General features: G+C 74.2%; 17 protein-coding genes. 12 read left to right on the top strand and 5 right to left on the bottom strand.

The genetic code is table 11. From position 1 onward, the window contains the following. Nucleotides 1-23 precede the first annotated feature (23 nt). A complete protein-coding gene (locus OG823_RS04775; protein ID WP_371477779.1) occupies nucleotides 24-1,523 on the top strand; it encodes a PLP-dependent aminotransferase family protein in 1,500 nt (499 codons plus the stop codon). 314 nt (nucleotides 1,524-1,837) lie between these two features. Here OG823_RS04775 and ligA read toward each other — a convergent pair whose 3' ends face one another. After that, complete coding sequence (gene ligA, locus OG823_RS04770; RefSeq protein ID WP_371477777.1) at nucleotides 1,838-3,970, bottom strand: NAD-dependent DNA ligase LigA; 2,133 nt, start codon at nucleotides 3,968-3,970, stop codon at nucleotides 1,838-1,840. Between the two features lie 230 nt (nucleotides 3,971-4,200). Here ligA and OG823_RS04765 point away from each other — a divergent pair, with 230 nt between their 5' ends. From OG823_RS04765 to OG823_RS04740, 6 genes are all read left to right on the top strand, one after another. Beyond that, nucleotides 4,201-5,226, top strand: coding sequence for an MBL fold metallo-hydrolase (locus OG823_RS04765; RefSeq protein ID WP_371477776.1), 1,026 nt, complete (start codon nucleotides 4,201-4,203; stop codon nucleotides 5,224-5,226). A 172-nt stretch (nucleotides 5,227-5,398) separates the two neighbouring features. Further along, a complete protein-coding gene (locus tag OG823_RS04760; protein WP_371477775.1) occupies nucleotides 5,399-7,204 on the top strand; it encodes an ATP-binding protein in 1,806 nt (601 codons plus the stop codon). Continuing rightward, nucleotides 7,201-7,626, top strand: coding sequence for a roadblock/LC7 domain-containing protein (locus tag OG823_RS04755; RefSeq protein WP_371477773.1), 426 nt, complete (start codon nucleotides 7,201-7,203; stop codon nucleotides 7,624-7,626). The genes OG823_RS04760 and OG823_RS04755 overlap by 4 nt, the downstream gene beginning before the upstream one ends. Then, complete coding sequence (locus tag OG823_RS04750; protein ID WP_371477772.1) at nucleotides 7,623-7,979, top strand: DUF742 domain-containing protein; 357 nt, start codon at nucleotides 7,623-7,625, stop codon at nucleotides 7,977-7,979. Before OG823_RS04755 ends, OG823_RS04750 begins: the two co-directional genes overlap by 4 nt. After that, on the top strand, nucleotides 7,957-8,559 hold the full coding sequence (locus OG823_RS04745) for an ATP/GTP-binding protein (RefSeq protein ID WP_371477770.1): 603 nt from the start codon (nucleotides 7,957-7,959) through the stop codon (nucleotides 8,557-8,559). Before OG823_RS04750 ends, OG823_RS04745 begins: the two co-directional genes overlap by 23 nt. After that, entirely contained in the window at nucleotides 8,556-9,893 is a 1,338-nt protein-coding gene (locus OG823_RS04740; RefSeq protein WP_371477769.1) for a cytochrome P450, read from the top strand. The genes OG823_RS04745 and OG823_RS04740 overlap by 4 nt, the downstream gene beginning before the upstream one ends. A gap of 180 nt (nucleotides 9,894-10,073) precedes the next feature. Here OG823_RS04740 and OG823_RS04735 read toward each other — a convergent pair whose 3' ends face one another. Then, nucleotides 10,074-10,955, bottom strand: a complete 882-nt coding sequence (locus OG823_RS04735; protein ID WP_371477767.1) for an IclR family transcriptional regulator — start codon at nucleotides 10,953-10,955, stop codon at nucleotides 10,074-10,076. 351 nt (nucleotides 10,956-11,306) lie between these two features. Here OG823_RS04735 and OG823_RS04730 point away from each other — a divergent pair, with 351 nt between their 5' ends. The 4 genes from OG823_RS04730 to OG823_RS04715 all read left to right on the top strand — a co-directional run bounded on the left by OG823_RS04730 (nucleotide 11,307) and on the right by OG823_RS04715 (nucleotide 16,234). Further along, entirely contained in the window at nucleotides 11,307-12,617 is a 1,311-nt protein-coding gene (locus OG823_RS04730; RefSeq protein WP_371477765.1) for an extracellular solute-binding protein, read from the top strand. 15 nt (nucleotides 12,618-12,632) lie between these two features. Continuing rightward, nucleotides 12,633-13,613 (top strand): carbohydrate ABC transporter permease, encoded by a 981-nt coding sequence (locus OG823_RS04725; protein ID WP_371477764.1) that lies wholly within the window; start codon nucleotides 12,633-12,635, stop codon nucleotides 13,611-13,613. Beyond that, the gene (locus OG823_RS04720; RefSeq protein WP_371477763.1) at nucleotides 13,610-14,458 is read left to right on the top strand and encodes a carbohydrate ABC transporter permease; all 849 of its coding nucleotides are present in this window, start codon (nucleotides 13,610-13,612) and stop codon (nucleotides 14,456-14,458) included. The genes OG823_RS04725 and OG823_RS04720 overlap by 4 nt, the downstream gene beginning before the upstream one ends. Before the next feature lie 93 nt (nucleotides 14,459-14,551). After that, nucleotides 14,552-16,234 (top strand): hypothetical protein, encoded by a 1,683-nt coding sequence (locus tag OG823_RS04715; RefSeq protein ID WP_371477762.1) that lies wholly within the window; start codon nucleotides 14,552-14,554, stop codon nucleotides 16,232-16,234. Here OG823_RS04715 and OG823_RS04710 read toward each other — a convergent pair. The 3 genes from OG823_RS04710 to OG823_RS04700 all read right to left on the bottom strand — a co-directional run bounded on the left by OG823_RS04710 (nucleotide 16,159) and on the right by OG823_RS04700 (nucleotide 18,716). Further along, nucleotides 16,159-17,862 carry an MFS transporter gene (locus OG823_RS04710; protein WP_371477760.1) on the bottom strand — a complete coding sequence of 568 codons (1,704 nt, stop codon included), beginning with the start codon at nucleotides 17,860-17,862 and terminating at the stop codon, nucleotides 16,159-16,161. The two genes, OG823_RS04715 and OG823_RS04710, sit on opposite strands and share 76 nt — an antisense overlap. A gap of 9 nt (nucleotides 17,863-17,871) precedes the next feature. Beyond that, nucleotides 17,872-18,342: an SsgA family sporulation/cell division regulator gene (locus OG823_RS04705; RefSeq protein WP_371477758.1), complete on the bottom strand. Its 471-nt coding sequence runs from the start codon at nucleotides 18,340-18,342 to the stop codon at nucleotides 17,872-17,874. A gap of 113 nt (nucleotides 18,343-18,455) precedes the next feature. After that, nucleotides 18,456-18,716, bottom strand: a complete 261-nt coding sequence (locus OG823_RS04700; RefSeq protein ID WP_371477757.1) for a GlsB/YeaQ/YmgE family stress response membrane protein — start codon at nucleotides 18,714-18,716, stop codon at nucleotides 18,456-18,458. A gap of 322 nt (nucleotides 18,717-19,038) precedes the next feature. On the opposite strand from OG823_RS04700, the gene OG823_RS04695 reads away from it, so the two are divergent. Further along, nucleotides 19,039-20,586 (top strand): MFS transporter, encoded by a 1,548-nt coding sequence (locus tag OG823_RS04695; protein WP_371477756.1) that lies wholly within the window; start codon nucleotides 19,039-19,041, stop codon nucleotides 20,584-20,586. Nucleotides 20,587-20,607 lie beyond the last annotated feature (21 nt).

Here is a 20,607-nt window from a genome sequence, read left to right as displayed (position 1 = left end):
CACCCTGCTGCCACCATGGCCGGATGAACAGGTCCAATCCGCCCTCCGCCGACCGGTCCAAAAGCCACGGCTCCGACTTCCTGCAGTTGAGGATCGAGGAGGCGCCGGCCGGCGGGCGCTCCGAGTGGCTGGCCCGGCAGCTCCGGCAGGCGATCGCCGACCGCCGTCTCCCGGTGGGGAGCCGGCTGCCCGCGGGGCGGGTGCTCGCGGCCGAACTGCGGGTGTCGCGCGGGGTCGTCACCGACGCGTACCAGCGGCTGATCGAGGACGGCCACGCCGCCGGACGCGGGCGCAACGGAACGGTGGTGGTCGCCGCGCCGCTCCCGCCGGCCGCGCCCCCGGGCTCCTCGCCGTCGGGGCCGGTCGCTGCGCCGACGTCCGCCGCCCTGTTCGGGTCGCCGCCCGGCGACGACGTGTTCGACGCCGTCCGGGCGGTGCCCGCCCGGATCGACCTCTGGCCGGGTGCGCCGGATCTCGCGGCCTTCCCGCGTTCGGCGTGGCTGCGGGCCGAACGCGCGGTCCTCGCGGACCTCCCGGCCGCCGGCCTCGGATACGGCGACCCCCGGGGGACACCGGAGCTGCGGGGGGCGCTCGCCGAGTGGCTCGCCCGCAACCGCGCGATCCGGGTCGACCCGGCCGAGGTGCTCGTCGTCGCCGGCACCGCCCAGACCTTCGGCCTGCTCGGCCGGGTGCTGCGGGACGACGGGATCGCCGCGGTGGCCGTGGAGGACCCGGGAGCGCTCGGGGCCCGTCAGCACCTGCGCCACCAGGGCCTGGCCACCCCGCCCGTCCCGGTCGACGACCAGGGCGTCAGGGTCGACGCGCTGGCCGACACCGGCGCTCCGGCGGTGCTGCTGACACCCGCCCACCAGTTCCCCACCGGGGTGGTGCTCAGCGGAGCACGGCGCCGGGAGCTGATGGCCTGGGCCACCGGCAGCGGCGGACTGATCATCGAGGACGACTACGACGCCGAGCACCGCTACGACCGGCCTCCGGTGCCCGCCCTGCGCTCGATCCTCCCGGAGCACGTCTGCCATGCCGGGAGCGTCTCCAAGCTCCTCGCCCCCGCCCTGCGGATCGGTTGGGTGGTCGCACCGCCGAGGCACCGGGAGGCCCTGATCGCCGCGAAGCGGTTCGCTGACCTGGGCAACGCCGCGCTGCCCCAGCAGGTACTGGCCCGGTTGATGCGCTCGGGCGCGCTGGAGCGTCAGTTGCGCCTGTTGCGCACGCGCCACCGGCGCCGACGGGACGCCATGGTCCGGGCGATCGCCGACCACCTCCCCGGCGCGGTGGTGCACGGTGCCGCGGCCGGCCTGCACCTGACGATCACCTTCGACGCCGCCTTCGCCGACACCGACCTCGCCGCCGCGGCCCTGGTGTGCGGCGTCCGCGTGCAACCGCTGTCCTGGCACCGCCAGCGGCCCGGTCCACCGGGGCTGGTCCTCGGTTACGCGGCGAGCACTCCCACCGACATCACCGAGGGCCTGGCCGTCCTCGGCCGGGCCCTGCGTCGGCTGTCCTGACTGCCCGACCCGCCCGACCCGCCCGGCTGCCCGGCAGCCGGGCAGCCGGGCGGGTCGGCCCGGTCGCGTCGAGCACCCCGGCCGAGCTGGTAATGTTCCTCCCGTCGAGAGAGTGATCTTTCGTCAGGCGTCGGTGGTGCTGGTGGAGCACGTCCTACTTTCAGTAGGAAGAGTCCGTTCGAATCGGGCCCGGCGCTCCATTTTTTTCCCGGGCCAGGATTCTCCTTCGCCCGTACCCGTACCCGTACCCGTACCCGCACCCGTACCCGCACCCGTACACGGTGGCGGCCCGGCCCGCTCGCCGCGGGGTGTCCTCAGCCGAGGAGCCCGTCGAGAAGCTCCGCGAAGCCGTCGGGGTCGATGATCCTGACACCGAGCTGCTCGGCCTTCTCCCGCTTGGATCCGGCCCGCTCGCCCGCCACCAGGAGCGTGGTCCGCGCCGAGACGCCGGAGGAGGCCCGGCCGCCGGCCCGTTCGATCAGCGCGTTCATCTCGTTGCGGCTGAGCGCCTCCAGTGGGCCGGTCATGGCACCCGTGACCACCACCGTCAGCCCGGTGAGCGGCAGGGCCGCCGTCGGCCCGTCGGCGCCGTCCGGGTCACCGGCTCCCTCCCGGCCGCCGCCCTCGGTGGCCGGCGCGGGCGCGCTGCCGACGGGGACCGCCCCTCCGGGTTCGCTCATGGTGACCCCGACCGCCGCCAACCTGTCGATCAGCGGAGCGAGTTCGAGGAGCTCGGCGACCACCAGGGTGGCTTTCTCGGCGCCGATCCCGTCCACCATCCGAAGCGTCTCGGCGTCCGCCGCGCGGACGGCGTCCATCGTCCCGAACGCCCGGGCGATCCGGCGCGACATCGATCGCCCGGTGCCCCGGACGCCGAGCGCGCAGAACACCCGCGACAGCGGCCGCGTCTTCGCGACCCCGATCGCCGCGAGCAGTTTGTCCGAGCTGGTCCCGCCCATCCGCTCCAGGGTGAGCAGCTGCTCCCGCGTCAGGGTGAAGACGTCGGCGAGATCCGTGACCAGGCCCGCCTCGACGAGCTGCACCACCCGGCTGCCGCCGAGACCCTCGATGTCGAGCTGGTCGCGGCCCGCCGCGTACGTGAGCGAGGCGACCAGGCGGCAGTCGCGCCCCCGCACGCACCGCCAGCGCTGCTCGGAGGTGTCGATCGCGGAGCCGCACTCGGGGCAGACGGCGGGGAAGGCGATCGGCTGCTCCCGGCCCGTCCGCAGGCCCAGCACGGGCGCTTCCACCCGGGGGATGACGTCGCCGGCCTTGTGGACCAGCACGTGGTCGCCGATCCGAAGGTCCCGTCGGGTGATGTCGCCGGGGTTGTGGAGCGTGGCGTAGGTGATGGTGGAGCCGTCGACCAGGACGGGTTCCAGGACGGCGCGCGGGGCGATGACGCCCGTGCGGCCGACCGCCCACTCGACGCCGAGCAGCCGGGTGATCTTCTCGGTGGCGGGCAGCTTGTACGCCACCGCCCAGCGCGGCGCACGCGATCCCGCGCCGGCGCTCTCGCGGTCGGCCGCGCTGTCGGCGCGGATCACGATCCCGTCGATGCCGAACGGCAGCCCGGCCCGCAGCCCGGCGATCTCGGCCACCCGCTCCCGCACCTCCTCCAGGGTGGCGGCCCCGCGACCGGGCACCGGGGTGGCCGCCGTGGTCCGTACGCCGAGTTCGGCCAGGAGTGCCATCAGCCGGCCGTGGCCGAGGCCGTCCGCCGCCCGGATCTCCTCGCTGCTGCCCGCGACCGGGACGGCGTCGTAGGCGAAGCAGGTCAGCTCGACGGCGTACCCGCGCTCGCGTGCCCGCAGGCTGCCCGCCGCCGCGCCCCGCGCGTTGGCGAAGGCCGCGCCGCCGTGCGCGATCCGGGCCGCGTTGGCGTCCTCGAACTGGGCGTGGGTCATCAGCACCTCGCCCCGGATCTCCACCGTCTCGTCGCGGCCGAGCCGCTCCGGCAGCCCCACGACCGTCCCGATGGCGTGCGAGACGTCCTCGCCCGAGGCACCGTCACCCCGGGTGACCAGCTGGACGAGCCGGCCCTCGCGGTACCGGGCCGCGATCGCCAGGCCGTCCAGCTTGGGGCTGACGTGCCAGCCGGCGACCGGCCGCCCGATCCGGCGCTCCAGGCCGGCTGCCCAGGCGGTCAGACCGGCCTCCGAGAAGACGTTCGCCAGGCTGAGCATCGGTGCGCTGTGCGCGACGTCGCCGCTCGCGGCGCCACCCGCCACCTTGCCGGTGGGGCTGTTCGCCAGCACCTGTCCGGGGTGCCCCGCCTCGTAGGCCTCGATGCCCCTGACCAGGGCGTCGTACGTGGCGTCGTCGAGCGTGGTCTCGCCGCCGGCGTAGTAGGCGGCGGCCGCGGCGACGGCGGTGTCGACGGCGCGCGCGTACGCGTCGAGGTCGGCGAGCACGGCGATGGGTGCGCTGGATGTCATGGCTCTCATGATGTCGGCGGCCACTGACACCGGCCCGGCGCCGACGGCCGTTCTCCCGAGCGCCGGGAGCGCCGCCGCGAGCACGGCGGGTCGCGGGCCGGTCCGCTGCCGAGCGCCGGGCCGGGAGCACTGCTTCGGACCGGTTCCTACCACTCTGGGGCGGTTCGGACTGCGGAGAACTCGCGAGGATCAATCAGGTTTTTCCCCATCCTTGATCCAACATCGGCATAATCGCGGCCATGACGATCGCGCGTGCGAACATGAGCACGATTGGTGACGACCTGTACGTCTGGCTCCCCCCGAAGCGGGGCTGGGGGCTGGCCAACTGCGGCCTGCTGACCTCGCCCCGTACTGCCGCCTGGATCGACACCCCCTACGATCCCTCGCTGGCAGGGGAGTTCCTCGCCGAGAGTCGCAAGCGGTTGGCCGACGGCGTGTCGGTGGACCGGGTGATCGTCACGCACGCCAACGGCGACCACTTCTGGGGCGCCGGGGTGGTGCCGGAGGCCGAGGTGATCTCCACCAAGGAGGCACTGGAGCACATCCACTACGACCCGACCCCGCAGCAGCAGCACGCACTGGTCACGGGCGCCGACCCGGCCACCGACCTCGGTTGGTACCTGGACCGGCACTTCGGGCAGTTCGACTGGTCCGGCACCGAGTCGGTGCAGCCGACGCTGATGTTCCAGGGTGAGCTCGAACTGCGGGTGGGGGAGTACCCGGTGCACGTGATCGGTCTGCCGCCGGCGCACACCGACGGCGATCTGATCGTGCACCTGCCCCACCAGAAGGCGGTGTTCTCGGGGGACGTGATCTTCGCCTCGACCCCCGACTTCCCCGGTGACCACCCGGTGCACTGGGCCGGCCCGCTGCAGAGCGTGATGGACGCCTGCGGGCGGGTCCTGGACACCGGGGCGGAGATCGTCATACCCGGCCACGGACCGCTGCTGGACCGCGCCGGGGTCCACCGGCACATCGCCCACCTGGGGTACGTCCAGGAGCGGGCCCACGCGCTGCACGCCGCCGGGGTACCGGCGCTGGAGGCCGCCCGCCGGGTGATCGCCGAGCAGCGGTTCCCGGAGCTGGGCCTGCCCGAACGGCTGGTCGTCACCCTTGGCTCCGAGTACCGGCACCTGGACGGAACCGAGCAGCCCGGTGTTCTTGAGGTAATGTCTCAGGTCGCCTCTGTGGCAAGGGAGTTGGAGCGGGCCGGCGCCACCGGTCAGCCCGGTCCGGCCGCCGGCGGCGAGCTCCGGCCGGCCTGAGCCGGCCGGGCCGACCGCGAGCCGCCGCGCTCCGGCCCCGGCCCGTCCGGTCCGCAGCACGACCACCACCGTCATCGATCCGACCACCACCCCGTTCCGGCCACCAGTCGTCGCTCCGGCACCCCCGCCGATCGGGCGGCGGCTGAATCCCCCCATTCGACCGAGGACTTCGATGAACCAGATCGAGCTGCTCGCACCGGCGGCCGTCAGCGCCGCCGCAGTGGTGGCAACCGGTGTCCTGGCACGCGCCCGCCGGCGTGTCACGGCCCGCGCCGAGGACGCCGAGGCGCGTCTGGCCCAGAGCGAGCTGCGTGCCCAGGCCGCCGAGGCCCGGCTCGCGCAGAGCGACGAGCACCACCTGAACGCCGAGAGCCGCCTGGCCCGGAGCGAGGAACGCCACCGCAACGCCGAGAACCGGCTCGCCCGCAGCGAGGAGCGCGTCCAGGAGGCCGAGAACCGGGCCCGGGCCCTGCTCGCCGAGATCAGCCACCTCGCCGACGAGCGGGTGCCGGCCACCGCGCTGGCACTGACCCACCCCACCGCTCCGGTACCCGGACCCAAGGACGCCGGCCGCGCCGGCGACAAGGCCGAACTCGCCCTGCAGGCCGTGCTGTACGCGTGCGCGGCGGCGGTCACCGGTGAGCGCGAGCGGGTCGACGGCGCGGCCCGCGCCACGATGCGAGGTGCCACCTCCAAGATCCAGACGCTGCTGTACCAGATCCAGAGCCTGGTCCAGCAGCTGCAGCACGACAACGACGACCCCCGGTTGCTGGAGCTGGACTTCCGCAACGAGGTCGCGCTGCGCCGGATCCAGACCATCGCCGTCCTGTGCGAGGCCTGGCCGGGCCTCGCGCGCACCGACTCCCCGCTGGCCGAGGTCGTGCTCGGCGCCCTGTCGCGGGTGCCCGGCTACGCGCGGATCAAGGTCGCCAACCATCTGCGGGAGCCCCGGCTCGCCGTGGTCGCCCGGGCCGCCGAGCCGATCGCCGTCACCATCGCCGAACTGCTCGCCAACGCCACCGCGTACTCGCATCCGGAGACGGAGGTCCCGGTCACCATCCAGCAGGGCGGCCGCAGCGCCCTGGTGGTCATCGACGACAGCGGCATCGGCATGGAGGACGATCAGCTCCGCCGGGCCAGGCGGCTGCTCTCGGGCCCGCCGGAGGTGCTGCTGACCGAACTGGGGAACCCGCCGAAGGCGGGCTTCGCCGTCGTCGGCAAGCTCGCCCGGCAGTACGGCTTCGCCTGCCACATCGAGCCGTCGCCGTACGGGGGCATGCGGACGATCGTGCGGATCCCGGGTGAGCTGCTGACCCTGGTGGACGACGACCAGCCGCTCTCCGTCCTGACGCCGCTGCCGGTGGGCGCCCCGGCGGTGGCCGCGCCGTCCCGGGCGGCGGCGCAGTCTCCGCCCCAGCTCCCGGCGACGGAGGCCGACCCGGCGCCGGTGGCCGCAGGCGTCGCGGACCCCGCCGGCGCGGGGGTTGTCGAGCCCGCTGCCGCACGTCTCGCGCCGTCCGCGCCGTCCGCGCCGTCCGCGCCGACGCAGCCGCCGGTGGAGCCCGGGGCCGACGGGCTGCCCAGCCGCCGGCGGCGCAGGCCGCTGCCGCCTCCGCCGGCCTCCGCCGAGCCGGCGCCCGGACCGCCGGCCGGGCGGAGCCCGGAGCAGGCCGCCGCCCGCTGGCAGGCGCTGCAGGACGGGACCGGCTCCGGCCGGGCCGCCGTCTCGGCCGCCGAGCACGTCGCGGCCGAGCAGCCTGCGTTCGAGCACGATGTGCCCGAGCAGCCCGCGCCCGAGCAGCCCGCGCCCGATCAGCCCGCGCCCGGACCGGGCGGGCCCCACCTGAGCTCCGTCGAACCCGCTGCGCTCGACCACGAGCCGCCCACCGAGGCGGAGCCCGCGAGCACGAGCACCTCCGTCGTCGCGGGGCGCGAGCACAGCCCCTCCCCGAAGTCCCCCGAAGGAGCCGACCAGTGAGCACGTCCCTCCCCTCCGCCACCGACCAGATCTCGTGGGTGCTGACCCCTCTCCTGGAGCTGCCCGGGGTTCTGCACGCGGTCATCGCCACCGGCGACGGCCTCGTCGAGGGCGCCTCGCAGGATCTGAGCCGTGCCTCCGCCGAGCGGGTGGCAGCCATGACCGCCACGGTGCACGCCGCCGCGAGGGCGTTCACCACGGCGTTCACCGACCAGCAGCCGAGGCTGGCGCAGACCGTGGTGGAGTCCGACCTCGGGTTCGCCGTCGTCGTCCCGGCCGGGCAGAACACCTCGCTGGCGGTCTTCGCCTCGCCGGACGCCCAACTCGGCAACGTGGCCTACCAGATGCAGGTCCAGGTGGCCGCCCTCTCCCGGGCCATGGCGAGCCCGGCCCGCCATCAGGACGCCGTCGCCCGGACATGAACGCCGTCCCCCCGCGGCGGCGCATGGTGCCCGCCTACCTGGTCACCGGCGGCCGCAGCCGCCCCAGTCGTACGGTGCTCGACCGGCTCACCCTGCTGCACTCCGCCAGTCCGGAGCCGCCGCAGGGCCTGGAGGCCGAGCACCGGCGGCTGTGGGAGTTGCTGCTGCCCGGTGCGCTGACCCTGGTGGAGGCGGCGGCGCACCTGCGCCTGCCGGTCAGTGCCACCAACTTCCTCGTGGCGGATCTGGTCGACGCGGGCACGCTCCAGGCCCGCAGTCCGATCCCCCGTGCCCAGCAGATCGACCGCTCACTCGTCGAGAGGCTCCTCGATGGACTCCGCACCCTCAGGTAGCCGGATCGGCTACCTGCCCGACCGCGACCAGACCCTGATGAAGGTGGTGATCGCCGGCCCGTTCGGGGTCGGGAAGACCACCCTCATCCGCACGCTCTCCGAGATCCCCACCCTGCACACCGAGGAGGTGATGACCGAGACGGGTGCACCGGTGGACGACACGGCCGGCCTGCCCGACAAGACCACCACCACGGTCGCGGTGGACTTCGGGCGGCTGACCCTCCCCGGCGAGCTGGTGCTCTACCTGTTCGGCACCCCCGGACAGCGGCGCTTCTTCCCGCTCTGGAAGGACATCGCGCGCGGCGCCCTCGGTGCGGTCGTGCTGGTGGACACCCGCCGGCTGGCCGAGTCCTTCGAGATCATGGACATGGTCGAGGAGCAGGGCCTGCCGTACGCCGTCGCCGTCAACTGCTTCCCGGACGCCCCCGCGCACTCCGCGGAGGTCCTGCGCGGGCATCTCGACCTGCACCCCGACACCCCGCTGGTGCTCTGCGACGCTCGCGAGCGCGGCGCCAGCGCCGAGGCGCTCATCGCGCTGGCCGAACACGTCCTGCACAGCCTGCCCCAGGAGCAGCGGTGACCCAGCCCGACCCCCGGCCCGTCGGCCTCCCCGATCCGCTCGGCCCCTCCGATCCGCTCGACCCCGGCGACCCCGCCGGCCCGCGTCCCACCGCCCTCTACGGCCCGGCCTTCGCCGCCGATCCGCACGGCCACTACGAGCGGCTGCGCGGTGACGGCGCGACCGCACGGGTGGAGATCGCGCCGGGCATCGGGGCGCTGCTCGTGACGGACTACCAGGCGGCGCTGGACGTGCTGCGCGACCCGGACACCTTCTCCAAGGATCCCCGGGCCTGGCAGCGGACGCTTGCGCCGGACTCCCCGGTGCTGCCGGTGCTCGGCTGGCGGCCGACCGCGCTCTTCAGCGACGGCGAGGTGCACGCGCGCTACCGCCAGGTCGTCACCGACGGCCTGGCACTGATCGAACCGCACGTGCTGCAGGCCCGGGTCGGGCAGGTCGCGCACGAGCTGATCGGACGCTTCGAGGGCCTGGGCACGGCCGACCTGATCGCCCAGTACGCCCGCCAGCTCCCGCTGTTCGTCTTCAACACCTGGTTCGGGGTGCCGGAGGAGCACAGCGCTCGGCTGGTCGCCGGAATCTCCGGGATGATGGAGTCCACCGAGAAGGCGGCCGCGGCGTACGCGGACTTCGTCGCGGTGGTCTCCGGCATGGTGGCCGACCGGCGCGAACACGGGCGGCACGACCTGACGTCCTGGTTCCTGCGCCACCCGGCCGCCCTGGACAACGACGAGGTGGTCCGGCAGATCACCCTCACCATGAGCGCGGGGCACGAACCCACGACCAACCTGATCGGGAACTCGCTGCTGCGCATCCTCACCGACGACCGCTACGCGGGCTCGCTGTTCGGTGGGGCGATGACCGCCCACCAGGCCATCGACGAGGTGCTCTGGCACGAGCCGCCGCTGGCCAACCTCTCGGCCCACTACCCCCGGTACGACATCACCTTCCACGGGCGGCGGATCTCGGCCGGCGAACTGGTGCTCGTCTCCTACGCCGCCGCCAACTCCCAGGCCGCGCCGCCGCCGGACGACACGCACAGGCGCAGCGGCGAGAGCGCCCACCTGGCGTGGGCCGCCGGTCCGCACGCATGCCCGGCGCGGGATCCGGCGCTGTTGATCGCCATCACCGCCATCGAGCAGCTGACCAGTCGGCTGGGCGACCTGGAGCTGGCGGTGCCGGAGCCCGAACTGCTCTGGCGGCCGGGCCCGTTCCACCGCGCGCTGGTGCATCTGCCGGTCCGCTTCTCACCGGTCGCCGCCGATCAGCAGGCCCGCTCCGGCCGGCCCGGCCGTGCCGTCACGAACGAGGGCCGCGGGGCGGCGGCGCGCCCCTGACCTCCCCGCCGCCCGGGCCGATACCGGCCCGGGCGGCGTCGGCCCGACGACCGTAGCCGCGACGACCGTAGCCCCGGGTCCCGTGCCCCTCGGGTGCCGCCGACCGCCCCGCCGCCGACCGCCCCGCCCGCCCGTCCGGGCCGCCGTTCACGTGGGCCGCCGCTCGCGACGGGCCGCCGCTCACGGTGCGGGGCGGCGCCCGGGGGCCTCGGCCGGCTGGCGGTCCGAGCCGAGTTCGCGGGAGATCCGCAGGCCGACCTGGGCCACCACCGGGCCGAGGTTGCGCACCCGGGCGGCGGTCATCCGGGAGATCAGGCCGGAGACCGACAGGGCGGCCGCCACCTCGCCGGTGTGGTCGAAGATCGGCGCCGCCACGCAGCGGACCTCGGGTTCGTTCTCGCGGTCGTCGATCGAGTAGCCGCGGGCGCGGATCCGGGCGAGGTCGGCGCGCAGCCGGACGGCGTCGGAGATGGTCCAGGTGGTGACCGGGCGCAGCCCGGCGTCCACCACCGCCTCCACCTCGGTGTCCGGGAGCCAGGCGAGCATCGCCTTCCCGGTGGCCGTGCAGTAGGCGGGGGCCCGGCTGCCGATCCGGGAGGCCATCCGGACGTTGGTCTCGTCCTCGACCTTGTCCACGTACACGATGCCGGGGCTCTCCCACACCGTCAGGTGGACGGTCTCGCCCGCCTCGCGCTGCAACCGGCGCAGGTGCTCGGCGGCGACGCTGCGCAGGTCGAGGGTGGATAGGTAGGCCTGGCCGAGCCGCAGCGCGCCGTGGCCGAGCCGGAACCAGCCGGTCTCGCGGTCGCGGTCGAGCAGATGCTCGTCGAGCAGCGGGCCGGTGAGACGCAGCACGGTGCTCTTGTTGAGCCCGAGTTCCTCGGCGAGCTGGCCGAGCGGGACGCCGCGCCCGCCGTTGGCGTGGTCGCGGACGTGTCCGAGGACGGCGAGTGCGCGCCGGAGCGAGGACGACTGGTTGCGGTCGCCGGGAGCGGCGGTCGCCGCCCGGTCGCCGGCCGCTGCGGCCTGCTGCGGCCCGTCGTCGGTGGCCTTGGCTGCCATCGCTTGCCTTCCCTCCTGCTCGGCGCCGGGCCCCGGCGCGTGCCGGGCCCGGACCCCGCCTCGTCGCGCGGACTCCGCAGGGTGCTCAGACCGTACCGTCCGGCGTCGGGGTTGCCGATTATTCGGCATGGCGTTGTGCAGTGCAAAACATCGGTAAAGGTCTCTTGTTGGCAAAGCGAGCCCCCGCCTAACGTCACGGCATCGAGCGGATCCCCGGCCGGGCAGGCCGGGCGGCTCCGCCACACCCTTGCGTCTCTTCAGCCATCAGCCCCGGTCAGGGCCTGTTTCGACGTGTCCGCCCCCACGGGACGCGTAGCGAGCGGATCCTGTCGGGCGGGGAGGTCTCCACCCATGCGTCTCATCAGATGGACCGCCGCGGCCGCCGCACTGACCGTCGGCAGTCTCGCCCTCTCGGCCTGTTCGCCCGGCACCGCGCTGCCCGCCGACGGCAAGGCCGCCGACGACAAGGGCGGCACCGTGCAGGTCTGGCTGTACAACGAGGCCGGCAACGCGCCGAAGGAGGCCGTCGTCGCGAAGGCGGTCACCGCCTTCGAGGCGGCCCACCAGGGCGTCACCGTCAAGGTGAGCTACATCGACACCGACGCGGCGGCTCGCGCGGCGAAGATGAAGGGGGCCTTCAACGACCCGTCCAGCGCCCCCGACCTGGTCGAGTTCGGCAACACCGACCTCCCGGGCTACGTGGCCGCCGGCGGTCTCGCCGACATCGGGGCCGAGCTGAGCGGCTGGAGTTCGAAGGACGACCTCGACCCGGCCATCGCCAAGACCGCGGTGCTCGACGGGAAGACCTACGGCCTGCCCTGGTGGGTGGGCGTGCGGGCGCTGTACTACCGCACCGATCTGTTCGCCGAGGCCGGCCTCGGCGCCCCGGCCTCGTACGACGACCTGGTCGCCGCCACCCGGAAGATCCACGCCCAGCACGCCGACACCTTCGGCATCGCGGTCGGCGGCAAGTACACCTTCGGCGCGCTGCCGTTTGTCTGGGACGCCGGCGGCGACATCGCCGCGAAGACGGGCGACACGTACACCGCGGCCATCGACTCGGCCGCGTCGCAGGCGGGTGTCAAGCGCTACACCGACCTGTTCGGCGCCGACGGGTGCCCGGCCCAGCAGTGCGCGGACCTCACCGGCGGCAAGACCGTCGACCTGTTCGCGGCCGGCAAGGCGGCGATGGCGATCCTGCCCAACTCCAGCCGCAGCAAGGTCGACGCCGGAGCCGCCAAGGGCAAGTACGCGGTCGTCCCGCTGCCCGGGGCCGAGGCCGGCTCGATCGCCCCGGCCTTCGCCGGCGGCAACAACCTCGGCGTCATGAAGGCGGCCAAGCACCGCACGCTGGCGGCCCAGTTCGCCGAACTGCTGGCGAGCCCGGAGAACCAGCAGGCGATGTACGACGCGATGGGCAACCTGCCGACCCTGAAGTCGGTCAACACCGCCGTCGCGGCGAAGGATCCGTTCCTGAAGCCGTTCACCGACACCATCGCGGCCGGTACCCGCTTCGTCCCGATGGACCAGGGCTGGGCGCAGATCGACGCGCAGGCCGTCGTGCCGACCATGCTCCAGCAGGTCGTCACCGGCAAGGCCGACGTGGCGAGGGCCTCCGGCGACGCGGCCCAGCAGATCAACACCGCCTTCCAGGCGCACTGAGAGCAGGTCCCGTACGTGTCCGCTTCCCTCACGACCGCCCCGGCGGCGCCGACTCCCCCCGCCGGGCGCCGCCGGGGCGCCGGCCCGGTCGCGCCCGCGCGCGGGCGCCGTCGCCTGACCCCGCTCTGGCTGCTGCTGCCGGCCCTCGTCATCCTGATCCCGCTGGTCCTCTACCCGATCTACCAGCTCGGTCTGCTCTCGGTGCTCGACTTCGGCCAGGCGCAGGCGTCCGGGGGAGTGCCCACCCGGTTCGTCGGGTTCGAGAACTACTCCACCATCCTGGGCGACCGGCAGTTCTGGACGGTGCTGGCCCAGACGGTCGGCTTCGCGGCGTTCTGCGTCCTCGCGACGCTGGCGGTCGGGGCCACCCTGGCCGTCCTGCTGACCCGGATCGGCAAGGTCGCCCGGCTGGTGCTGACCACCGCCTCGATGGCGGCCTGGGCGGCGCCGGCCATGACCGGATCCACGGTGTGGAGCTTCCTGTTCGACACCAACCTCGGGCTGGTCAACGACCTGCTGGTGAAGCTCGGCCTGTCCGGCTTCCACGAGTACAACTGGTTCTACGACAAGTGGACGGCGTTCCTGATCGTCGGCGCCGTCGTGGTCTGGCACTCCTTCCCGTTCGTGATGGTGACGCTCTACGCGGGCATCAACGCCATCCCCGGCGAGATCCTGGAGGCCGCGTCGCTGGACGGCGCCGGCACCTGGACGACGTTCCGCCGGATCACCGCGCCGATGCTGCGGCCGATCCTGACCATCGTGGTCATCCAGTCGGTCATCTGGGACTTCAAGGTCTTCACCCAGATCTACGTGATGACCACCGGCGGCGGTATCGCCGGGCAGAACCTGGTGCTCAACGTGTACGCGTACCAGAAGGCCTTCGCCTCCTCGCAGTACGGGCTGGGCGCGGCCATCGGCGTGATCATGCTGCTGATCCTGGTCGTCCCGACGGTTCTCCACATCCGCACCCTGCGACGTACGGGGAATGAACTGTGAACACCCGCAGCCGGTGGCGGTTCGCCGCCAACACCACCGCCTACGCGGTCGCCGCGGTCACCGCCTTCCCGATCTTCTGGATGGTGCTGTCCGCCTTCAAGCCCAAGGGCGAGGTGCAGTCCCTGCACCCGAAGCCGTGGACCGCGCACCCGACGCTGGAGAGCTTCCGGCAGGTGCTGGGCGTCGACGGCTTCGGGCGCTACTTCCTCAACAGCGTGGTGATCGCGCTGGCGGTCGTGGTGCTGTCCGGCCTGGTGGTCTTCCTCGCGGCCGTGGCCGTCAGCCGGTTCCGGTTCCGCTTCCGCACCACGATCATGGTGATGTTCCTGATCGCCCAGATGATCCCGGTCGAGGCGCTGACCATCCCGCTGTTCTTCATGTTCCGTGACGCCGGCCGCTTCGCCCCGGGCATCGGGCTCAACACCCTCGCCTCGCTGATCCTGGTCCAGCTGGCCTTCTCACTGCCGTTCGGCATCTGGATGATGCGCGGCTTCGTCGCGGCCGTCCCGGTCTCGATCGAGGAGGCGGCGCAGATCGACGGGGCGAGCCGGAGCAGGATCCTGTGGCGGATCCTGCTGCCGCTGGTCGCCCCGGGCCTGGCCGCCACCAGCGTGTTCTCGTTCATCGCGGCCTGGAACGACTTCGTCTTCGCGAAGACGTTCATCATCAGCGCCACCCAGAACCAGACGCTGCCCTCGGCGCTGCTGGTCTTCTTCAAACCGGACGAGGCAGACTGGGGTGCCATCATGGCGGCCTCGACGCTGATGACCGTGCCGGTGCTGGTGTTCTTCGTCGCCGTCCAGCGCAAGCTGGTCTCCGGCCTGGCGGGCGCCGTCAAGGACTGACGGCCGGTCGGGTACGGCCGCTCCGGGCTTCGTTGTGTGATCGAGACCGGCCGGCCGTACCACCACCGCCCGCGCTCCGGCAGCATCAATTTGATGATCGACAGACTGCGGGCACCCCGTGCCTCCACTGCCGCCTCGCGCGCCGTCGGTGCCACCGCCCTGCTGTGCGCGGCGGTGGCACCCCTGCTGGTCGCGCTGCGCGCGGACGTACCCCGCCCGCGCTGGGACGTCGTCGCGGTGATCGCGGCGGCCCTGCTGCTCGGGCTGCTCCGGGCCGCGCTGACCCGGAGCGAGCCGGCGGCGGGGGAGGCGGGCGCCCCGCCCCACCGCCGCCCGATCGCCCCGCCGGCGCTGCCGCTGCGGCTTCCGCTGCCCCGCCCGCTGCGGCGGGCCGCCGTCGGCACGGTGCTGGTGGTCCTGCTGGGCTGGGGCCTCGTCGCCGCGGTCGCGCTCCCACGCGGCGCCGAGCAGGCGCGACTGCGGGAGATCCACGCGGCGGGCTCCTCGCTGGTCACCGGACAGGTGAGCGCCGGGCCCACCGACGTGACCCGGCTCGGCGGCACACCGGCGCGATACCGCGCCACCCTGGTGATGACCGTCGCGGACGCGGGCGGCCGCCCCGTGCGGATCACCGTGCTCGGTACCGGACTGGGCGCCCCGCCCAGGATCGGCGACCGGCACCAGGTCCTGCTGGCCCGATCCCACCCGGAGCTGGGCGGGATCGTCGACGAGGCCGCGTGGCGGCTGCGCCTGACCTCCGGGTGGTACCTGTCGGTCCACCCCGGCGTCGCGCTCCTCGCCCTGCTCCTGCTGCTCGTCCTGGTGCCGTACGCGGCCGCGGGCCGCTCGGCCCACGCCAAGGCCCGGGTGCTCCTGCGCGACGCCCGCGGCGGCGAGGTGCTCGGCGTCCGGGTCACCCCGCAGGCCGCCGTCCGGGAGGAGAGCGTTCGGCCCGTCCCGGTCCGCGGCGGCTCCGCCGTGACGGTGCGGTCGTACCTGCGCGGGCTTCGAGGGGCCTCCCCCGTCACGGTGCGCACGTCCCTGAGCACGTCCCTGAGCACGTCCCTGGGCACGTCCCTGGGCGCGGTCCTGCGCATGCTCCGGGGCGGTTCGGGCGCGCGGGTGCGGTCGTACCTGCGCGGCCTGCGGGGCGCCTCTCCCGTCACCGTGCGCGAGTACCTGCGCGTGCTGCGGGCCGACGGCGCCGGGGCCGAGCTGTTCCTCGACCCGGCCGACGACGCCCCGGCGCTGGTGGCCCGGTTCGCCGGTGGTCAGGAGGCCTGGCTGCTGGCCCCGCGGCACTGGCGGCTGCTCACCGGCCGGTGCCCGGTGGTCCTGGTGACCGACGCCGGCGTCTGTCACTGGGGCGAGTTCGAATCCCCGGAGGCCGTCCGCGCGTTCTTCGGCGACGGCAACAGCAGGCGGACGACCGCGCCGGTCCGGCCCCGGCCGGCCGCCGGCACGGGGAACGCCGGGGCCCTGCTGCTGCCGGTCGGGCTCGGGGCCCTCGCGGTGGCACCGGTGCTGCCGCTGCTGCTGACGGACGGCCCGGGGACGGCCCCCGCGGTGGCGCTCTGCCTGCTGTCCGCACTGCTCGGCCTGCTGGTGGCGCCGCTGCGGGGCCGGCTGCTCGGCCGTCAGCGGGCCGCTCGGCCCTGGACGGTGGTCACGACGGCGCAGCAGCCATCGCTCGACTCCGCTCAGCCCCGCTCCACGGCTGACTCCTCGGGCACCTCGGACTCACCGGAGGGCGCCGTCACCCGCGTCCCCGGGTGAAGCAGCGCGCAGAGGAAGGCGACCGCCAGCGCGGCGGCCATGCCGTAGAACACCGGACGGTTGGCCTGCGCGAAGTCCAGCCGGACGGCGTCCATGGCGGCGGCGCCGAGCCGGCCCGAGCCGCCGGAGCCGTTCGAGCCGCCCTGCCCGGCGACGCTCCGGGCGATCGCCGTCGCGGTGCCCCGGGCGTCCTGCTCCGACAGGCCCTGCCGGAGCAGGGTCCGCCGGATGTTCGTGGTGGTGGCGTTCAGCAGCACGGTGCCGAGAACCGCCAGGCTCACGCTGGCCGAGTAGTTGCGGATCGTCTGGGTGATGCCGGTGACCTCGCCGTAGGAGGCGCCGATGGCCCGGTTCACCGCGTCGGTCGAGGCGGGGGTCAGCAGCAGTCCGATCCCGGCGCCCGACAGCACGATGTAGGGCCACTGCGCGTTCAGCGACAGATCGGTGATCTTGTGCGCCCACAGGGCGAAGCCCACGGCGCCGAGGAGGGTCCCCAGCACCATCGGGCGCCGGGCGCCCCGCCGGTCCAGCATCCGGCCGCCGATCTGCGACCCGGGCGCGAACCCGGCGAAGAAGACCAGCAGGTACAGGCCGGCCTCCTGCGGGGACGAGGAGAGCGCGACCTGCGCGTAGACGGAGGCGAAGAAGAAGACCGGGACGAACGACATCATCGCGAAGAACAGCACGGCGTTGTCGACGGAGAAGGCCCGGTCGGTGAAGACCCGCATGGTGATCAGCGGGTCCTCGCCGCGCAGCTCGACCACGACGAACAGGGCCAGCACCAGCAGCCCCCCGCCGACGCACAGCCAGGTGGCCGGACTTCCCCAGCCCCAGGACGAGGCCTGCTGGAGTCCGAGCACGCTCAGACCCATCCCGACCGCCACCAGCGCGGCACCCGGCCAGTCGACGGGTTCGGGGCGCGGGCGGTTGCGGATCCGGGCCATCAGCGTCAGCACGATCGCGATCACGGCCACCGGGACGTTCACCCAGAAGATCGCCCGCCAGGTCCAGGCGGTCAGCCAGCCCCCGAGGATCGGGCCGATCGCGGTGAGCCCGCCGGCGACCCCGAAGAACACCGCCAGCGCGGCCCCGCGCCGTTCGACCGGGAACACCTCGACCACCACGGCCAGGGCGGCCGGGAACATCAGGGCGGCGCCGAGGCCCTGGACGGCCCGGAAGGTGATCAGCCAGACCTGTGCGGCCGATCCGGTGGGGACCGCCCCGCAGAGCGCGGAGGCGACGACGAAGGTGACCGTGCCGATCAGCATCAGCCGACGGTGCCCCAGTACGTCGGCGAGCCGGCCGCCCAGGGCGAAGAAGGCGGCCAGCGAGAGCAGGTAGGCGTTGACCACCCACTGCATACCGGCGCTCGACAGCCCGAGCTCACCGATGATGCTCGGTGCGGCGATGGAGACGATGGTCTGGTCGATGAAGGTCATCGAGACGGCGAACAGCATGCCGGCGAGGGCGAGCCGCCTGCTCGTCCCCCGCTGCGCGGACACCCTCGCCCGTCGGCCCTCGGATCCCACAGGTGCCCGCCTTCCGCCCGTGGCACGGCGCGGACCGCCCTGCCCGGCAGAGGGTTCCCGGATCGGGCCCGGGAGCGCCACCCGCGCGCTGCCGGTCATCCGGTCGGCCTATCGGCCGCCCTGCCCGAGCAGCGTCTCGACGGTGTCCGGCCAGCGGATCAGCAGGTGCTCCGTACCGGCGGGCACCAGGGCGTGGGCGTCCGAAAGGAATCCCGCGAGCGCGCAGGTGTCGGTGTGGACGAGCGCGACCCCCGCGATCCCGTGGAACTCAAGCCGGGTCAGCCCGCCCCCGGCCGGCCGGACCCGGAGGTCGCCGAGGCCGGCCGGCAGCCGCACGCCGTCGGTCAGGAGCTCCCGGGAGACGGTCCAGACCGTGCCGTCCTCGGGCCGCCCGCCGTCCTCGACGGTCAGACCGTCGGCGAGGACGGCGGGGGCGGGAAAGCAGAGCGAGACCGCGTACGGGTTGCCGGTGTCGTACCGCGCCACCATGCGCAGGGTCCGGGGGACCGGTCCGGCCAGATGCGCCGCCAGCGCGCGCTCCACGGTTGTCTCGGTGTAGGCGTCCCTCTGTGCGTCCATGAACCGGCAGCCTCCGGAATTCGTAGCGGTGGTCTCCCGCGTGCCCCGGTTCGGGCCGGCTACTCCCCACGGCAGGGGCGATTCTGTCGGCCTGTCAGGGAGGCCACCGCGGGTCAGACGCGCCGACGACCCCAGACCGGCGAGAACACGGCGATGAGGACGGCGGCGACCCCGATCTGGAGCAGGTGCCGGATCCAGTCGATGCCGCCGGTGTCGCGGACCCCGAGCGCGCCGGCCAGCGCGTTCCCGGCCACGCCGCCGATGATGCCCAGGACGATGGTCAGCCAGAGCGGAACGGGCTGGCGCCCCGGTAGCAGGAGTTTCGCCAGCAGACCGATGACCAGCCCCGCGATGACGGCCCAGAGGAATGACATGAGCATGCTCCTCGTCTCGGTGGTCCCTGGTCCGTCCAGGTCCACGGCGGCGCGTCTGCCCGCTGCGGGCCGCCCCATGCGCGGGCGGTGACCGGCGGGCGCCCCCGCCGGTCACCGCCCGTGGCACGGCTGCCCTCCCGCGCCCGGACAAGCCGTGTCCGGCCCTTCGGCCGACACTGGACGCAGGGCGCGGACCCGTCGGGCCCGCGCAGCCCCGGCCGGACGGAGTGACGATGGCGAACCGGGACGACAGTGGTCAGCGGCCGGCCCACGGCCCAGCGGTCCGGGACCGGCCTCTCCCGGACCGGGCGGGCGGGCGGACATGACGGACGCGGTGCGCGGGGGAGCAGCGGACGCCGCCACCGGCCCCGGCCGCGACCACCGCTGGCACGCCCTCGCGGTCTGCCTGGTGGCCGGCTTCATGACCCTGCTGGACGTCAGCATCGTCAACGTCGCGCTGCCCTCGATCCGCAGCGGCCTGGACATGTCGGAGAGCGGCCTGCAGTGGGTCCTCTCCGGATACGCGCTCACCTTCGGCCTCGCCCTCGTCCCCGCCGGCCGGCTCGGGGACGCCCGCAGCCGCCGCGCGGTCTTCATGGTCGGGCTGGCCCTCTTCACGGCCACCAGCGTGCTGGCGGGCGCGGCCCGGACGGAGGAGTGGCTGGTCGCGGCCCGCCTCGCGCAGGGGGTCGCCGGCGGCATCCTGGTCCCGCAGGTCTCCGGCTTCATCCAACAGCTCTTCCAGGGCGCCGAACGGGGTCGCGCCTTCGGGCTGCTGGGCGCCACCATCGGGGTCTCCACCGCCGTCGGCCCGCTGCTCGGCGGCCTGCTGATCCAGGCCTTCGGCACCGAGGAGGGCTGGCGCTGGGTCTTCTACGTCAACCTGCCGATCGGCCTGGTCGCGCTGCCACTGGCGTACCGCCTGCTGCCGGCCCCGGCCCCGCCGAAGGCCGCACCGGCGGGCGGGCCGCGGCGGCGTGGCGACTTCGACCCGGTCGGTGTGCTGCTGCTGGGCGCCGGGACGATCCTGCTGCTGTTGCCCTTCGTCCAGCGCGAGCAGTGGCACAGCGCGGCGAAGTGGCTGCTGCTGCCGCTCGCGCTCGCCCTGTTGGCCGCGTTCGCGGGCTGGGAGGTGCGCTACGCGCGCCGCCGCGAGCCGCTGGTCAGCATGAGCCTGTTCCGGGCCCGCCCGTACGCGCTCGGCACGCTGCTGTCCCTGGTGTACTTCGCCGGCTTCACGGCGATCTTCTTCATCTTCACGCTCTACCTGCAGAGCGGGCTGCACTACAGCGCGTTGGCCGCCGGCCTGGCGGTGACCCCGTTCGCACTCGGCTCCGGCGCGGCGGCGGCGGTCGGCGGACGCGTCGTGCACCGCGTCGGAAGGCCGCTGGTGACCGGCGGACTGGTGCTGGTGGCGTTCGGCCTGGCGGTGGCCGGCGGTGTGGTGCACCTGTGGTCCGGCCCGCACGTCGGCTGGCTGACGGCCGCACCGCTGCTGGTGGCGGGCATCGGGAGCGGGTTGGTGATCTCGCCGAACCAGGCGCTCACCCTCGACGGGGTGCCGGTGGCCCGGGCCGGCAGCGCGGCCGGAGTGCTGCAGACCGCCCAGCGGATCGGGTCGGCGGCCGGCATCGCCGCCGTCGGCTCGGTGTTCTTCGCCCGGCTGGCCGGCCACCCCGGGGACTGGGCCGGGGCCTTCCAGCTCGGCCTCGCGGTGGCGATCGGCTTCGTCCTGCTGGCCCTGGCCACCGCACTGGCGGACGTCCTGTCGGGCGGGACCGGCGCGGGCCCCGCCCGGACGGCGAGCGCGCACGCCGTCCGACCGGGGCCCGCCGGCGACGGTGACCAGGCCCGCGAGGAGCGCCGGTGACCGCGCCGGCCGGGAGCGCGG

It is taken from the genome of Kitasatospora sp. NBC_00315, assembly GCF_041435095.1.
In the GTDB taxonomy this organism is placed as follows: domain Bacteria; phylum Actinomycetota; class Actinomycetes; order Streptomycetales; family Streptomycetaceae; genus Kitasatospora.
Note: the sequence above shows the minus strand (reverse complement) of the source record. Positions and strands in the feature narration are given on the sequence as shown.

Excerpts from the sequence above, each read along its gene's own strand:
- OG823_RS04765 (WP_371477776.1), top strand. The coding sequence starts at position 4,201 with ATGACGATCGCGCGTGCGAACATGAGCACGATTGGTGACGACCTGTAC.
- OG823_RS04695 (WP_371477756.1), top strand. The coding sequence starts at position 19,039 with ATGACGGACGCGGTGCGCGGGGGAGCAGCGGACGCCGCCACCGGCCCC.
- OG823_RS04745 (WP_371477770.1), top strand. The coding sequence starts at position 7,957 with ATGGACTCCGCACCCTCAGGTAGCCGGATCGGCTACCTGCCCGACCGC.
- OG823_RS04750 (WP_371477772.1), top strand. The coding sequence starts at position 7,623 with ATGAACGCCGTCCCCCCGCGGCGGCGCATGGTGCCCGCCTACCTGGTC.
- ligA (WP_371477777.1), bottom strand. The coding sequence starts at position 3,970 with ATGAGAGCCATGACATCCAGCGCACCCATCGCCGTGCTCGCCGACCTC.
- OG823_RS04775 (WP_371477779.1), top strand. The coding sequence starts at position 24 with ATGAACAGGTCCAATCCGCCCTCCGCCGACCGGTCCAAAAGCCACGGC.
- OG823_RS04730 (WP_371477765.1), top strand. The coding sequence starts at position 11,307 with ATGCGTCTCATCAGATGGACCGCCGCGGCCGCCGCACTGACCGTCGGC.
- OG823_RS04700 (WP_371477757.1), bottom strand. The coding sequence starts at position 18,716 with ATGTCATTCCTCTGGGCCGTCATCGCGGGGCTGGTCATCGGTCTGCTG.
- OG823_RS04760 (WP_371477775.1), top strand. The coding sequence starts at position 5,399 with ATGAACCAGATCGAGCTGCTCGCACCGGCGGCCGTCAGCGCCGCCGCA.
- OG823_RS04715 (WP_371477762.1), top strand. The coding sequence starts at position 14,552 with ATGATCGACAGACTGCGGGCACCCCGTGCCTCCACTGCCGCCTCGCGC.
- OG823_RS04735 (WP_371477767.1), bottom strand. The coding sequence starts at position 10,955 with ATGGCAGCCAAGGCCACCGACGACGGGCCGCAGCAGGCCGCAGCGGCC.
- OG823_RS04705 (WP_371477758.1), bottom strand. The coding sequence starts at position 18,342 with ATGGACGCACAGAGGGACGCCTACACCGAGACAACCGTGGAGCGCGCG.
- OG823_RS04710 (WP_371477760.1), bottom strand. The coding sequence starts at position 17,862 with ATGACCGGCAGCGCGCGGGTGGCGCTCCCGGGCCCGATCCGGGAACCC.